The organism is Lactococcus sp. S64 (assembly GCF_016516525.1).
Lineage (GTDB): Bacteria > Bacillota > Bacilli > Lactobacillales > Streptococcaceae > Lactococcus > Lactococcus lactis.
The window spans coordinates 398,511-413,771 of the sequence record NZ_JACVUQ010000001.1; the positions used below are offsets into that span (position 1 = coordinate 398,511).

At 34.9% G+C, this 15,261-nt stretch carries 11 protein-coding genes; 2 read left to right on the plus strand and 9 right to left on the minus strand.

Going from position 1 to position 15,261, the window contains the following annotated elements; genetic code table 11:
- Window positions 1-6 precede the first annotated feature (6 nt).
- The 6 genes from IAE51_RS01850 to IAE51_RS01875 form a co-directional block, all read right to left on the minus strand.
- Complete coding sequence (locus tag IAE51_RS01850; RefSeq protein WP_129880845.1) at window positions 7-633, minus strand: polysaccharide deacetylase family protein; 627 nt, start codon at window positions 631-633, stop codon at window positions 7-9.
- 13 nt (window positions 634-646) lie between these two features.
- A complete protein-coding gene (locus IAE51_RS01855) occupies window positions 647-1,780 on the minus strand; it encodes a glycosyl hydrolase family 8 (RefSeq protein ID WP_129881684.1) in 1,134 nt (377 codons plus the stop codon).
- A 1-nt stretch (window position 1,781) separates the two neighbouring features.
- Window positions 1,782-2,624, minus strand: coding sequence for a carbohydrate ABC transporter permease (locus tag IAE51_RS01860; protein WP_031560090.1), 843 nt, complete (start codon window positions 2,622-2,624; stop codon window positions 1,782-1,784).
- Between the two features lie 14 nt (window positions 2,625-2,638).
- Window positions 2,639-3,583 (minus strand): carbohydrate ABC transporter permease, encoded by a 945-nt coding sequence (locus IAE51_RS01865; RefSeq protein WP_058211941.1) that lies wholly within the window; start codon window positions 3,581-3,583, stop codon window positions 2,639-2,641.
- A gap of 67 nt (window positions 3,584-3,650) precedes the next feature.
- A complete protein-coding gene (locus IAE51_RS01870; RefSeq protein WP_058206437.1) occupies window positions 3,651-4,958 on the minus strand; it encodes an ABC transporter substrate-binding protein in 1,308 nt (435 codons plus the stop codon).
- A gap of 26 nt (window positions 4,959-4,984) precedes the next feature.
- Window positions 4,985-6,832 (minus strand): sialate O-acetylesterase, encoded by a 1,848-nt coding sequence (locus tag IAE51_RS01875; RefSeq protein ID WP_129880846.1) that lies wholly within the window; start codon window positions 6,830-6,832, stop codon window positions 4,985-4,987.
- Between the two features lie 223 nt (window positions 6,833-7,055).
- Here IAE51_RS01875 and IAE51_RS01880 point away from each other — a divergent pair, with 223 nt between their 5' ends.
- Together IAE51_RS01880 and IAE51_RS01885 are read left to right on the plus strand one after the other, a co-directional pair.
- Window positions 7,056-8,249 (plus strand): restriction endonuclease subunit S, encoded by a 1,194-nt coding sequence (locus tag IAE51_RS01880; protein WP_200094665.1) that lies wholly within the window; start codon window positions 7,056-7,058, stop codon window positions 8,247-8,249.
- 86 nt (window positions 8,250-8,335) lie between these two features.
- Window positions 8,336-9,265 (plus strand): site-specific integrase, encoded by a 930-nt coding sequence (locus IAE51_RS01885; protein WP_200094604.1) that lies wholly within the window; start codon window positions 8,336-8,338, stop codon window positions 9,263-9,265.
- 32 nt (window positions 9,266-9,297) lie between these two features.
- On the opposite strand, the gene IAE51_RS01890 is transcribed toward IAE51_RS01885, so the two are convergent.
- Genes IAE51_RS01890 through IAE51_RS01900 form a run of 3 tightly spaced genes read right to left on the minus strand, consistent with a single transcriptional unit; the run spans window position 9,298 to window position 15,222 of the window.
- Window positions 9,298-10,566, minus strand: a complete 1,269-nt coding sequence (locus IAE51_RS01890) for a restriction endonuclease subunit S (protein ID WP_233611012.1) — start codon at window positions 10,564-10,566, stop codon at window positions 9,298-9,300.
- Window position 10,567: 1 nt separating this feature from the next.
- Window positions 10,568-12,151 (minus strand): type I restriction-modification system subunit M, encoded by a 1,584-nt coding sequence (locus IAE51_RS01895; protein ID WP_129880850.1) that lies wholly within the window; start codon window positions 12,149-12,151, stop codon window positions 10,568-10,570.
- Window positions 12,151-15,222, minus strand: a complete 3,072-nt coding sequence (locus tag IAE51_RS01900) for a type I restriction endonuclease subunit R (protein WP_129880851.1) — start codon at window positions 15,220-15,222, stop codon at window positions 12,151-12,153. Before IAE51_RS01900 ends, IAE51_RS01895 begins: the two co-directional genes overlap by 1 nt.
- Between the last annotated feature and the right edge of the window lie 39 nt (window positions 15,223-15,261).

Sequence of the window (15,261 nt, forward strand, 5' to 3'; positions counted from 1 at the left end):
TTACGGTCAAATACCTTTAAAACCAACTTTTTTTCGTTTATCCCTTGAGTAGTAGATATAAGCTTCATCATTAAGTTGAGTCCCCAAAAGCTCAGGAATCGATCTAAAAGTAAACTCCTCTTCTTGTAGGTAATCTAAAATAGCGGACAAAGCAAAAACATCAGCTTCTTGAAAATCATGCATCAAGACAATATCGCCATCTTTAGCATTATGGATAGCTTCAAAACATTTAGTCGGATCACCATGATCCCAACTCATTGTATCCAAAGACCAACAGATTATCGGACGGTTAATGAGAGATAATGTATGAGCATCACAATCCCCAAATGGCGGACGAATAAAATCAAAAGTCAAACCTGTCAGTCGGTAAAAGAGGTCATCAGTCCTTTTTAGCTCAGACAAAAGTTCTTTTTCCGATAAGTCAGTCAAATGAGGATGACTATATATATGATTTCCAAAAGTAAAAAGTTCATTTTCTACTGCTACTTTCATAATTTCAGGATAATCTGCCATATGCTCACCCCAGATCATGAAAGTCGCTGGAATTTGTCGCTTAATGAGTTCATCATGCACCCAAAGCGTCCTTGCTCCCCAAGGTCCGTCATCAAAAGTTAAGGCAATTTCTTTAGTCATTCTCTTTCTCCTTTCATGACCATTCTTTTTGATAATTTCCAGATAAAGCAAGAAGAGCAAAAAGGTAAAGGAGATTATCATAATAACGATACTTCCCTCTTCTAAGCTTCAAATTCCAGAAGTATTTGAGGTATTTCAAAGCTAAAGTGGAATCAAACTCATTGGTGACAAGCGAGGCTTGAGCTAAAGTTGACCAAAGACCAATCGGATGATGAACTTTTAGCGGTGGAAAGCCTTCCGCGGTCTGTTCTTCTTTCCTTAAAGGCTGACCATCAATTTTAAAAACAAGAATTTCTTCATCATTTTCAAGATAAGGCTCAAAGAATTTTTGGATATTTACGGCAATCTGGCCTTGTCCAATCTCTTGGTGCTCCCAAAGCCAATCTAAGCCAATGTTTGCAACCGTCCGATAAGCATCACTAAAGAAGGTCCAATGGCCATCAATATCATAAGGCTTTCCCTCATAATCCGCATATTCTGGTGTCAATCCAGTCGTAGCATTTGCTGATTTAAGCCAAAACTTACGAGCTTCCTCTTCAGCTCTTAGAAAGAAAGCTGAGTCTTCTGGATTGCCATATCTGGCATAAAGCTGATAGAAATGTGGTAAATGATAGGAAGGGTCAGTCATATGAAGATGAGGCACAAACTTAATATAAGTATTTTCCGGTTCAAACATAGGATATCCATCTTGATTTTCCCCTTTATGAACCATCGCATGAAGTAATGCTCTTGCCTCGTCCCCATATTCTTTGATTTTCCATCTCTTTTCAGCCAGCAATAATGCTGCTGCAAAATATTCTTCCCCATCTGGAGCCGGACCGTCACTATTAGCTTGACCATTAGGTGCACAAGACCAGATAAAATATCCCTCATTTTCATGACCCTCAGGCACTGTCATATAGGTTTTCACCCATTTCCACAACTGAGAAAACATTTTTGGTTTGTCCAACTGCAAAGCAATCATCATCCCATAAGACATTCCTTCCGTTCTGACATCATCATTGCCCGTATCAACAATATATGCCATATCATCTTCTTCAAAATAAATACGTTCAGGAGACTCTTGTCCAAAGAGCGTTTCAAAGACATGCTCTAGTTTCTTGTCGATTTCTTCTTTTGGTGCAACTTTTAGTAATAAGTTTTCCATGTTACCCCTTAACACCTCCTGCATTTCCACCACCTATAATAAAGCGTGAAAGGAGCAAGTAAGCGAGAATAGTAGGCGCAATTGCAATCGAAACGCCGACATATACTGCTCCCCATTCTACGACGTGACCACCACCACCATTTGCGGTTAATACCTGTATTTGCATCGGTAAGGTATATAGTTTTTGATTAGTGATCAAAATTAATGGCATCATAAAGTTATTCCAAGAGAAAATAAAGCCAAAAATACCCATTGTTGCTAAACCCGGTTTCATCATTGGAAGCATAATTCTATGGAAAATTTTCAACTCGCTGGCACCATCTAATCTGGCTGAATCAGCATAGTCTTTGTTATAAACAGTACTCATATATTCACAAAGGAAAAAGATGGATGCTGGCGCACATATTGCAGGTAAAATTAATGGAATATAATTATCAAGTAAATTTAACTGAATCATGAACTTATAAAAACCAATCATTGAAACTTGCCCCGGTATCATAATCAAAGCAATTATAAATCCATAGATTATTTTCTTTCCTTTAAAATCATAAGCCGTTAGTGCATAAGCTGATAAAGCTGAAAAATAAACAGAAATAGCTGTGGACGTAATGGAAATAAAAGCTGAATTTCCCATTCCTTGCCACATATTCATCCCATAACCTTTTAATATTTGTAAATTATGAGCCAAAGAACTTCCCGGTAAAAGCGACACACCTGAAGTAATTTGAACTAGAGAACGCGTGGAATTCACTAACATATAAATAAATGGAATTAAACTTAATAAAGTCAGTATTCCAAAAAAGATGTAAATCAATGTTCGACGTGCTCTTAATTGCTTACTCATACTTTTAGGTTCCATTATCCTTCACCTCCAATATTTACTCTTTCTCTAAATCCACGGAACATAAGAATAGAAACAACAGCGGAAATAATCAATAAAAGTACAGAGGCTGCTGAAGCTAAGCCATAATTACGATAAGCAAAGGCTTGATTATAAATAAAGATGGACAGAGTATAAACTCCATTTTGTGGGCCACCTTGGGTCATAATAAAAGGAATATCAAAGACCTGCAAACCACCAATAAAGCTGGTAACAAAGGTATAAAGTACAATGGGTCTCAGCAATGGCAAAGTGATTCGTCTAAATATTTGACCATCACTAGCTCCATCAATTCGAGCTGCTTCAAAGAGTCCCTCATCTATTGATGTAATCCCTGCAATATAAACAATCGAGGTTTGACCATACCACATCCAAAATTGAATGAAGATTACAATCCCTCTTGTCCCCCAAACCGATTGAAAGAAATTAAAAGGATGATTAATGAGATGCAGATTTTGTAAGAGTAGATTTGCAAGACCTGTTGGATAACCAAATATCCCACCAAATAAAGCTGCGATAGAAGCTGCCATTATCATGTTTGGTAAATAAAATACTGTTTTAAAAAAGCCACTTCCTTTTAAATTTAGTTTTCTATTCGTCCACCAAGCTGCTAAAATTAAAGCTAAAAGCACTTGCGGAATAAAAGTAAAAATCCAAAGCATTACTGAGTTACCCAATGCTTTCATAAAAAGAGGAGTGCTTGTCAGTAATGTTATAAAGTTCTGTAAACCAACATTAGTCGCATCTGAAAAAGATTGCCAGCCATTCATACTGGTAAAACTAATCGCAATTGAATAAATCATTGGATAAAGTGTAAAAAGTAAAAATCCCACAAAAAATGGAATTAAGAAATAATAACCAAAACGATTATATTTCTCGAAATTTGATTTTTTCTTTCGAACACTCTTTTTAGTGTTTTCCATTTTATCTCCTTACTATAAAAAGAGAAGCAAACATAGTCCTTGCTTCTCTTATGTTTTCTAAATTTACTTATTTCACTTCAATATTAGGATAGGCAGACTTAACATCTGACTTGAATGTATCGAGTGCTTTAGATTTAGTGACTTTTCCTGTAGCATAAGGGTTAACAACATCATTAATCCAAATTGATTGGATACTTTGGTCATATTGTGTTTGATTTTTACCATTAATGGTATCTGCAACTTTTGACCAAACAGGATAAGGATTTTGTCCACCAATCAAACTGACCTTGGCATCTTTACCTTGTTCTTTATTAATTGCTTTCACTGAGCCAAAGTCATTTTGTGTTTTGACATCCCATGTTTGGAATTCTTTGTTTGTTCCCATATAAACTGCAAGTGCTGAAGCTGCATCAGCATTTTTAGAGCCTTGAACTCCTGCAAGCCAAGTTCCACCCCATGAATAAGACACAGGTCCTTCTGTCACGCGCCATGCTCCAGCTGTATCTTTAGCATAGTTTTTCAACCAATAAAAGAGCCCCCAAGATGGCATTGCATAAGCCCCAATCTTGTTAGATGAAATTCCACCATACCAGTCAGGAGTTTGAGGGGTTGTATTTTGACACCAACCTTCTGAAACAGCTTCTTTCATCAAATCTAATGAATCAGTCATTGAACTATCAATTTTAAGCTTATTATCAATCACCCAACCATCTTTTCTTGCACCAATAACTGGATTATAAATTTCTTCAAGTGAGCTAAAAAGATAAGCTTGTCCACCAGATTTTTCTTTGATTGTTTCGCCGGTCTTCTTAATTGCATCCCAACTAGACAAAGCTTTCTGAGCAGAAGCTACGTCATTTGGAGCAATACCTAAATATTTTTGGAAAACATTAGTATTATAGTAGTAAGCCCCCGGAGCTGCTTGATAAGAAACTGCTACTTGTTTTCCTTTGCTATCTTTCCCCATATCAAGCGTATATTGATAATTCCCTTTGGCGGCAGAAGCCACTCCATAGTCTCCAAGATTTGTTAATTTACCTGATTGAACATATTTTTCAACAAAACCTGCATCTAATGCCACCATATCTGGTGCTTTATCTGTCCCCAAAACAGAGTCTAGTTTTGTTTGAAAGTTAGCATAGGGAACAACAACTTGTTTGATGGTAAGGTTTGGTTTTTCCTTTTTTAATTCATCAATCTGTGGTTGCATCGTAGTAAATGACCATAATGTTATGGTCTGCTTTTTGTTCAAATCAGCATTGCCAGCAGATTTTTTCGAACTACTTGTACTTGAGCCACAAGCAACTAGGGTTACAGTTGCAAGTAAAGCAACAGAGCCAAGGCAAAGCTTTTTCCAATTTTTTGCGAGATTCATTTTGTTTTTCTCCTATTATGAGTTTTTTATTGAATATTTAATTCGAAGGGAGAAGCTGGATATCCCTCTTCATTCCAAATAAATGCTTGCGGAGCATTGCTCCAGTTGTACCTGACTTTCGCATCAGGTTGAAGTGATAAGGTTGCAGGAAGCTCTAAAATAATTTGTTCCTCAACTTGACGATAGTCTCTTACTTTATAACTATGCCCTCCTTGAAAAAGTTCAAAATCCTTATTTTTCTCAACGTTAAATTTTTTTCCAAAAGTTTCAAATGAAAGGATAATGACATTCTTTTTCGCTTGTATAGCTTCTTTAGCAAGAGGACCTATACAATAACCATTTGGGAATAATTTAACATTATGATAAGCGTTTAATAGTTTATGAGCGACATCTTTTTTATTTAAAGGGTGGAGATCATCATCTTCTCCATCTCCGATTGTCACGACCATGGCTGTTCGTGATATTTTTAGCCCCTCTTTTTGTTCTTCACGAAGTCTTGCCCAATCTGCATCTTTTTCAGTATCACAATTTGGTAACTGGACATAAAGAAAAGGTAAATTTGCTTGCTTAAAAAGTTTTCGCCAACTTTCGATTAATTCTCGAAAACGTGGGCCATAATTTTGCGGACTACCTGCATCACTTTCACCCTGATACCAGAGAATAGCTGCAAACTTTAACTTTTGTAAAGGTGCAATCATACCATTATATAAACCAGTTGGTTCATAATTAATAAAGTATTCCTTATAACGTTCGGGTAATGTACTGCTTCGCCTAATTTTCCAGCCATGATTTAAATCTAAACGATTCTCTCCAATTAAGAGAATGTGAAGCTTACTATGAGTAATTCCACCAGGAGCATTATAAATTTTAAGACGAATTGCAATCGTAAAACTTTTTGTTAACTTAGATATTTTGTAATTTCTAGGTGGATACTTGTAGTCAGTATTGCCAACTTTCTTTCCATTGACATAGATAACATCAGCATCGGTCATTGTTCCAAAGCGTAACTCCCCCTCCTTTCCAATAAATTTATCTGAAATTTGAAGTTTTTTTCTTAACCAAAGTGTACCTGGAAAAGTATATTTTTCATTCCCAGTCTCACTTAATGAAATTTCAGCCCAATCCCTATCATCTAAGTTAGGGTCTTGCCAAGATTGATGTAAACCTTCATCTGTTTCTTCGCAAAGTTTCTGATAATTGTCTTGATAGAACTTATCAAGATTTTGAATTTCTTTTAGATATTCTTTATTTTTTAAAGCATTATAGGATGGTGGAAGAGAATTAAATTTGGTTAAAGACTCTTCACTCAACCAAACATTAAGCGGTGTCCCACCAACTGCTGTTTTAATCAAGCCTATTGGTACGCCATCTTCTGAAAATTTTTCTTTTGCAAAAAAATATCCTATCCCTGACAAATTCTTTAAATCTTCGCCAACGGCTCTTTTCCATCGTCCTGAGGTTAATTCTGTTTTAATGTTATTGAAAGAAGGTTCTTGTGGTACCTCAAAATAACGAAGCAAAGGATTTCTGGCTTGTTCTATCTCATCAGGATAGCGTGTTTTGAGACGTTCCATCCAAAGTTGCATATTTGATTGACCCCCAAGTAGGAACACATCGCCAAAACAAATATCTTTGAGAACAATTTCTGCATCAACAGTTGAAATTTTAAAGTCAATGCTCTCACTTACTTCGTGTGCTGGAAGAATAATATCGAAATAACCTTTTTCATCAGATTTAGTTTTTAAAATTATCTCTTCATACGACAATGTGACTTCCTGTTCTGAACCCGTATATCCCCAGAAACGGTTTTCTTGATTTCTTTGTAAGATTGCTCCATCTCTTAGAAGATATGGAATAAAGATAGATGATTTCATGGTTTATTTCTTTCGTTTGTTACAAAACTTATATATAAGTTTTTATCTAAAAATAAATATAGCGCTTTCATGGTTTGGTTTTCTGATTTTTCTTACGATGTGAACTGGGAAATGTTGTGTTTAGGGTTTCGTTAGTAAATCCAATAATAAAATAAATATAAAAAAACAAAAAAAGCGAGATAAACTCTCGCTTCTTTTATTTTATTTGTATTTCTACCTTTAAATTAATGCTTGGGAACTGCGTAAGTTAGATAGCCTTGCCACTTTTTCAAAGGGAAGTGGATATTCAAAAAGAGATTTGGTTGAAGAAGGTTCTCCAATTATTCTTTATGGTCGCCTTTATACAAAGTATGAAACTTTGATAAAAGATGTTGATACTTTTGTTGTTCCGAAAGGAAACTCAACAATAAGTGAAGGAAATGAGGTAATCGTTCCTGCATCTGGTGAAACCTCTGAAGATATTTCAAGGGCTGCTGTGGTTGATAAATCAGGGATTTTAATGGGTGGAGATTTGAATATCATCAAACCTAAATCCAATTTGAATTCTGTATTTTTAGCTTTTACAATTTCAAACGGCTCGCAACAAAAGGAGTTGTCTAAACGAGCGCAAGGAAATTCTGTTGTTCATTTATACAATTCTGAGCTGAAAAAAGTGAATTTACTTTTTCCTAGTCTTGAAGAACAAAAAATAATAGGTTCATTCTTTATACATCTCGACCACCTTATCACTCTTCATCAACGTAAGTTAGACAAACTCAAACGGCTCAAACAGGGTTATTTACAGCAATTGTTCCCTAAAAATGATAAAAAAGTGCCGAGGATTAGATTTGCTAACTTTGAGGGAGATTGGAAACAGTGTAAGTTAGGCGAAATTGGAAGCATACAATCAGGTATTGGATTTCCAGATAGTGAGCAAGGGGGAAGAGAAGGTACACCTTTCTTCAAAGTTTCTGATATGAACAATACTGGAAATGAACATGAAATGAAAACGGCGAATAATTATGTCAGTAAAGAACAGTTAAAAAGAATGAGATGGAAACCAAATGAAGGTGTTCCAGCAGTGATATTTGCAAAAGTGGGAGCTGCGATAATGCTTAATAGAAAACGAATTATTTGTACTCCGTTCTTAAATGACAACAATACAATGACATATGTTTTTGATAAAAGTTGGAATATTGACTTTGGTAAAACATTGTTTGATACAATAAATTTACCTCGTTTTGCCCAAATCGGTGCGTTGCCATCATATAATGGTTCTGATATTGAAAATATTAAAGTTTCAATTTCGAGTAAAAATGAGCAAACCCAAATAGGATCATTCTTCAAGAATCTTGATAATACAATCACTCTTCATCAGTCTAAACTTGATAAGTTGAAATTATTAAAACAAGCCCTCCTCCAAAAAATGTTTATATAATAATTATTGAGAAAATAAAATCTCCTTGATAGAATAGGTATGGAAAGTTAGCTTTCTAAACTATTTAATCAAGGAGATTTTTTATTTTGGTAAAAAACAAAAAAGCAAAGCAATTATTTTCGGAGTATTTCGAGGAGTGGATTGAACTTTATAAAGTTGGTGCAGTACGTCCAATTACTTTGAAAAAATACTATATCAGTAAGCAACACTTGGAAGAACTTGTACCTGACTTACAAGTTTGTGATGTTACTCGTAGAAGTTATCAAAAACTATTGAATGATTATGCTATTTCGCATGAAAAACAAACAACAATGGACTTTCACCACCACCTTAAAGGAGCAATATTAGACGCGGTAGATGATGGCTTAATTATGCAAAATCCAACAAGAAAAATTATCATAAAAGGAAAAGCCCCGAGGAAAAAAAGACCAAAATTTTTGAATTTATATGAAGTTCAAGCACTAGTAAAACAAATGAATCTTACTAGTGAAATTAATTGGGATTGGTTTATACTCTTGATTTTAAAAACAGGAATACGTTTTTCTGAGGCATTAGCTATAACACCAGATGATTTTGATTTCTCAAATCAAAAATTAACAATTGATAAAACTTGGGATTACAAGTCTTCCGTTGGAAAATTTCAACCCACTAAAAACAATTCTTCTAAGAGAAAGATACAATTAGATTGGCAAACTGCCATGCAGTTTTCTCAATTAATCAAAAACTTTCCAAACGAAAAACCAATTTTTGTAAAAGGACGAATATTTAATTCTACTGTAAATAATAGACTTCAAGTTTTATGCACAAAATCAAATATTCCCTCTATTTCAATTCATGGTTTAAGGCATACGCACGCCTCACTTCTTTTATTTGCGGACGTTTCTATTGCCAGTGTAGCTAGAAGATTAGGTCATTCAAGTATGTCCACGACACAAGAAACCTATCTCCATATTATTCAGGAACTAGAAAATCAGGATAATGATAAAATTATGCGACATTTATCAACTATAGCTTAAATATAAAAAGGAGCTATATACGCCTTTTTATATTAGATAAACATTTTTTGTAAAAGAGCTTGTTTTATTAATTTCATATTGTCAAGTTTAGACTGATGAAGGGTGATGAGGGAGTCAAGATGGCTGAAAAAACTACCAATTTTAACTTGTTCTTCCTTATTAGGCAAAGGCATTCTTAAGCTCAGTAAATCTTCTGGACTTACAGATTGCCTTTCGTAAACAGTGCCTTGTTGATACTGTAAACTATACTGAATGAAATCTCGTCTTGTCACAAACTTTTCAACAAAGCTCGGATATGCTAACTCTTCATTTACTCTAAAAGTAACGTAGATTGGACTAAAAACAGCCTTTCCATATTTATTTCTAGCAATCGCTCCAAACTTCAAATTAGCTGGATTGTAAACAATATCATCCAATTCAGTTGCCTTATATTTTTTTGCGACTTTGTCTCCCTTTACTAGTTGCTCACGTTCGTATCTGTCTGTTTTAGGGGTTACTCCTTTTTCAACAGTAAAGGAAACAAGTGGATATTCTTCATTTTGTGGGTGTTGAACATTTTTTTCGTTCAATACTTCCCCCAACAAACTCTGTTTCCAATCTCCCTCAAAGTTAGCAAATCTAATCCTCGGCACTTTTTTATCATTTTTAGGGAACAATTGCTGTAAATAACCCTGTTTGAGCCGTTTGAGTTTGTCTAACTTACGTTGATGAAGGGTAAGTGTAAAATCTAATTTACGTAAAAACTCTGAAATTTTATTCTGTTCATTTGTTGATGGTAAAATAATATTGATTCCCATAAATTCATCAAAATTGATATTTAGTAATCCATCCATACGAGCACCAGATGATACTAATTTACCAAGTTCACGATCAGGTCTTTTAGTAGCAAACATATACTCAATAAAACAAGAAGAAGAATCATTCGTCTTGAAACTATGGTATACACGAGGAACTAGTGCTTCTTCATAAGTTGTAAGCTCAAAAACTGCTCCATATTTTGCTAATTTTGAGTTTCCATGATTATATGATAATTCTCCCTTATGAAGTAAAGTATAGTTTTTTTGCTCCTTACCTGCAATATTGTTTGAAAAGCGTTCTCTTTGATCTAACCAACCGCTTCCTGCCGATATTGTAAGTGTTGGTAAATCCATTCTCCCATCGTTTCCACGAACCCTCTCCGTAACCTCCTTCAACTTACGCTGTTCCCAAGCATCTATAAACCCTTGAAATCTAAGCTCAGGAACATTTTTAGAGACCTCTGCCTTAATTTTTTCGACATTTAAATTATTATTACTTGTCATATCATTCTCCAAAAATTCGTTTAGTAGCTTCAATAATCTCACGACTATCATCTGTTACTGCAAGTTGATTTAACATTGAGAGGAATTCTTGTTCTGTCTTACTAATCTCTTGATTAATGTCTACAATTTCTTGACTTAGTGCAATAATATCAACAGGCTCTTCTTCCTCAAAAGTGTCAACGTAGCGCGGAATATTAAGATTGAAATCATTGGATTCTATCTCTTCAAAACTTGCTAAATGGGCATATTTTTCAACATTCTCACGTGATTTATAAGTTCTAATAATTTTTTCAATATCACTATCGCGAAGCATGTTTTGATTTTTTTGTTTTTCAAAATCATTTGAAGCATCAATAAACAAAACATCACGATTATCACGATTTTTTTTCAAGATAATTACTGTTGTCGGTATGCTTGTTCCGTAAAAAATATTAGCAGGTAAGCCAATAACGGCATCGATCGCACCCATCTCAAGCAAGCCTTTACGAATCACTCCTTCTGCTGCTCCCCGGAATAAGACACCATGAGGTAAAACAATTCCCATTGTCCCAGTATCTTTCAAGTGATAGAACCCATGAAGTAAGAAAGCGAAATCTGCTTTCGATTTGGGAGCTAATTTCCCATAACGCTCAAAACGTGCATCAGAAAGAAACTTTTCAGCAGCAGACCATTTTGCTGAGTAAGGGGGGTTCATAACGACAGCATCAAACTGATGTGGCTCTTCTGTTGGCCAGTCACTATCTAGAGTATCCCCGTTTTTAAGACGCATTCTTCCTTTGTCAACACCGTGCAAAATAAGATTCATTCGTGCTAAGTTGAAAGTTGTTGTATTCAACTCTTGACCATGATAATGAATTTTATTTTTATCATGAACGTAATTACGAATATTCAGCATGAGTGACCCAGACCCCATCGTTGGGTCATAGATATGAAAAGGTGCTCTATTTTCTTGACCAATTGAAGTGATTTCTGAAATAATGCGAGAAACAGCTTGAGGAGTATAAAATTCACCAGCTTTTTTCCCTGCTCCAGCCGCAAACTGGCCAATTAGATACTCATAAGCATCCCCTATTACGTCTCCATTATGTTCAAAAAGGTCTATTTCATCAAGTGCCTTAATCACTTCAGTAATCGTAACATTTCTTTGTTGGTCATTAGAGCCGAGTTTTGTTGAATTTAAATCAATATCCGCAAAGAGGTTACTAAACTGGTCCCCTTGACGCTCCAAGTCGTTAAAGCCTGATTGCAAGTCGACCAATCTAAACTCATAAGCATCTGCCTTTTGGCGAAAATGATAAAAAAGCTGTTCGGGAGCAATGAAATATCCCCGTTGTAGACGCATAATTTCTTCAAGATCATCTTTATCTTCATCATACCAATCTTTCAAGATTTTGAACTGTTCCTCACGCTCTGGGAACTCTGTTGTCTGACCATTTTCTTGTTCATAAACTTCACGTAGTTCAACATCTGATAGATATTTATAGAAAATTAAACCTAAGAGATAGTTTTTATACTCGCTAGCATCCATCTTTCCACGGAGAATATCCGCTGATGCCCAAAGTTGATTATTTAGTGTTGTTGACATTAAATTTCTTCTTTCAATTTTTGTAGCTCTGTAAAGACATCTTTGAGACGACTTCCCATAACTTTTGTTCTACTTCTGTATTTTTTTCCAGTTTTTTCTTCAAAATCACTTTTAGATAATGACATATTATCAACAATATTAGCTAAATACGGAATTTCTGATTTTTCTGGTCGATATTCATTAAATGCAGATTTGACAGAATCCTCTGGAAGAGCGTAGTTGCGCACCTCTTCTTGAATACGGTTAATAATTTCATCTGTAAACATTTTAGCTTTAATTTCCGAGATGTCTATGTCTTCAACTGAATTTTGAATCTGACGTTTTATCTCATGATAAATAGGTTGAACCATTGGATCTTTTGATTTTATTTCTTCATCAAATTTTTCTTCAGCGCCTTCTATTTTTTCTTTAAGATTTTTTAGTAACTGATTAATGTAAAAACTGTCTACCTTATCCTGATGTGTCGCATTTAACTGTGAAGAAAATTCAACATCTTGTAAAAGTTCATCAATATATGGCTTATCGCCCTCATCAGGTTCTAGCTCAGCCTTGATTTCCCCACGTAAGTTTTCTGCATCTCCACGATAATCATCTAAATTTTTTTCAAAGCTTGTGTAACTCTCTGCTTCTTCTTCAAACTCATCATAGCTTTTTAACGCTTTATAAACCTTATCCATCTTCTGGAAAGCCTGCAGTTTATTAATCTTAGTTTTTAAATCATTAGGATTTTCTTCAAGTTGTTTTTTTGCCGTTTCGTAAGCTTTCTTCAAGTCTTTAAAGCTATTTTTTACCGCTTTATATTCAGGAGGAAGTAATTCAATCCAATCTTGAGCCTCATTTGAGAAAAGTTCAAAAGTGTCAGCAACATTTTGTTTCATTATTTCAGGTTTTCTGAAAGTAACAATCATCCCGTTATCTTTTCCCGGATAGAGACGATTAGTACGTGAAAAAGCCTGTAGAAGTTTTTGGTAGTTCATTTCTCTATCAACATATAGGGTTTGAATAGTTGGCGCATCAAAACCTGTTAAAAGTCGATCAACAACGATAACCAAATCAAGCCATTGTCCATTTTTTTGATATTGAGCTTCTTTTCTTGCTAAACGTTTATTGATATTTTGATTATAGAGCTTTTCATCTGTATAAGCAGTTTGTTGATACATTTCGCTATACTCTTTCATAATATCTAAAAGTTCATCATCTTGTCGATTCTTTTCAAGTTGATCTGGATTTGTTGAGAATGTAATTGCTACCCGAGGAAAATCTTCATCAATAAGTCTTCTTTTTTCATCGTAGTCTTTTCCAGAGAGCAAAGATCCATCTTTCTTCATTTCCATTAACTTATGATAAATATTCTTTGCCTGTGCGATAGAATGCGTTGTTAAAATCGCCGACATTGTTGGATAGCCATTTTGGACATTAAATTTTTTAACTAAACTACGTCGATTAAAAATCTTATGAAGCATTGCCTCAATGTGTTTATCTGATTGATAAACTTCATTATTTAAAAGTTTTTCCTGTTCTATAGGTTCACTTGGAACTTGTTCTATCAATTTTTCAAGAAACGCTTCTTGCTCATCGGAAGATAATAATGAGTGGTATTCAACTTGAAAATTAAGTACTGCTTTGTCATCCATTGCATTTTTTGTTGTATAGGCATGCAAGAGATCGCCATATTGTTGTTCAGTTGTTCTCGCAAATATCCCATTTTCTTGTTTTTTATTTTTATCAAAAATAGGAGTTCCTGTGAGTCCAAACCAAGTTGAATTTGGAAATAATTTTCTTATTTTCTTCATTTCCTCATCACTAACAGCTCTATGCGCCTCATCAACAATAAAGACAATATGTTCACCACGTAATTTGGCAAAACGTTCGGTTCCCTCTTTTTCGGTCTCTGCTTTAGCTGCTCTCATGGCCGCAGATAATTTTTGAATCGTAGTGACCAAAATTGTATTATTATTTTTCTTCGAAAGGAGACTTCTCGTTAATTGATGTTGGTTTTTTATCCCAACAATCAGCGTATTGGATTTTGCAGTTCCACTTGTTTGACCAGTATGAAATTCTGATGCAAATTTTGTAAACTCATCTTGCGTTTGAGCGTCAAGATCCGTTCGGTCTACGACCATGATCGTTCGGTCTACTCCAGTAGCATTTTGTGCCAATAACTTTGTTGCTACGAAACTTGTAATTGTTTTCCCAGAACCAGTAGCATGCCAAATAAATCCACCTTTATGGTTTGAAGCATTTTTACGAATCTCTTTAATTGCATGGATTTGATATGGCCGTAAAACCATTAAAAATTTCTGACTTTTTTGATCATCTACCAAAACAGTATATTGACTAATCAATTCATGAGCTGCTGGAATACGCAACACTTGACGAGTAAAATCAAAAAGATTATCTACTGCATCATTATCAGAAGTTCTCCAGTTAAAAAGAAACTTCTCCATTCTTCTATAGGCTTTTTCCGTATTCTCGCTTGGTCTAGCAAAATACTTTGTTTGAACCTTATTAGAGACAATAAAAATTTGTGTAGTAGCATATATCCCATCAAAAAAGCCATCTAGGGCATAGCGTTCTATTTGGCGATAAGCTTGCATATAACCATCTTTTGCAACCTCATTTTTTAGCTCAACATGGATGATGGGCAATCCATTAATCAAAAGAGTTACATCTCCTCGCGTCATTCGATCAGAATCTGGAACGATTTGATTAACAACCTCATAAGAAGAAATTCCTCCAGCCACATCCTTATTTCTGAAAAACTCTAGAGTAATTTTAGAATTATCTTCACGTTCCAGTGTAATTTGAGCCACACCATTTTCCCCTCTTAACCATTGGGAAGCCTGAAAAGGTGTTGCAGTTAAACGGCCAAATTCCACTCTTATACGTTCAAATTCTGTATCCGTCAATTGAGTTCCAGAAAGTTGTGCCTGGTTTATTCGATTCAAGTGAACTCTTAGATTTTGCCAAAGTGCTTCTTCTGTGCGTATATCATCACGATAACGCCACTGATTTTCAGCCTCGCTTAAAATATGAATAAACTGATCTTCTATTTCTTTTTCTGCAGTCATAAGTCACTCCTACCTGATTTTAACTACTTTAATTATAGC

Excerpts from the sequence above, each read along its gene's own strand:
- IAE51_RS01895 (WP_129880850.1), bottom strand. The coding sequence starts at position 12,151 with ATGTCAACAACACTAAATAATCAACTTTGGGCATCAGCGGATATTCTC.
- IAE51_RS01850 (WP_129880845.1), bottom strand. The coding sequence starts at position 633 with ATGACTAAAGAAATTGCCTTAACTTTTGATGACGGACCTTGGGGAGCA.
- IAE51_RS01900 (WP_129880851.1), bottom strand. The coding sequence starts at position 15,222 with ATGACTGCAGAAAAAGAAATAGAAGATCAGTTTATTCATATTTTAAGC.
- IAE51_RS01870 (WP_058206437.1), bottom strand. The coding sequence starts at position 4,958 with ATGAATCTCGCAAAAAATTGGAAAAAGCTTTGCCTTGGCTCTGTTGCT.
- IAE51_RS01860 (WP_031560090.1), bottom strand. The coding sequence starts at position 2,624 with ATGAGTAAGCAATTAAGAGCACGTCGAACATTGATTTACATCTTTTTT.
- IAE51_RS01855 (WP_129881684.1), bottom strand. The coding sequence starts at position 1,780 with ATGGAAAACTTATTACTAAAAGTTGCACCAAAAGAAGAAATCGACAAG.
- IAE51_RS01890 (WP_233611012.1), bottom strand. The coding sequence starts at position 10,566 with ATGACAAGTAATAATAATTTAAATGTCGAAAAAATTAAGGCAGAGGTC.
- IAE51_RS01865 (WP_058211941.1), bottom strand. The coding sequence starts at position 3,583 with ATGGAAAACACTAAAAAGAGTGTTCGAAAGAAAAAATCAAATTTCGAG.
- IAE51_RS01875 (WP_129880846.1), bottom strand. The coding sequence starts at position 6,832 with ATGAAATCATCTATCTTTATTCCATATCTTCTAAGAGATGGAGCAATC.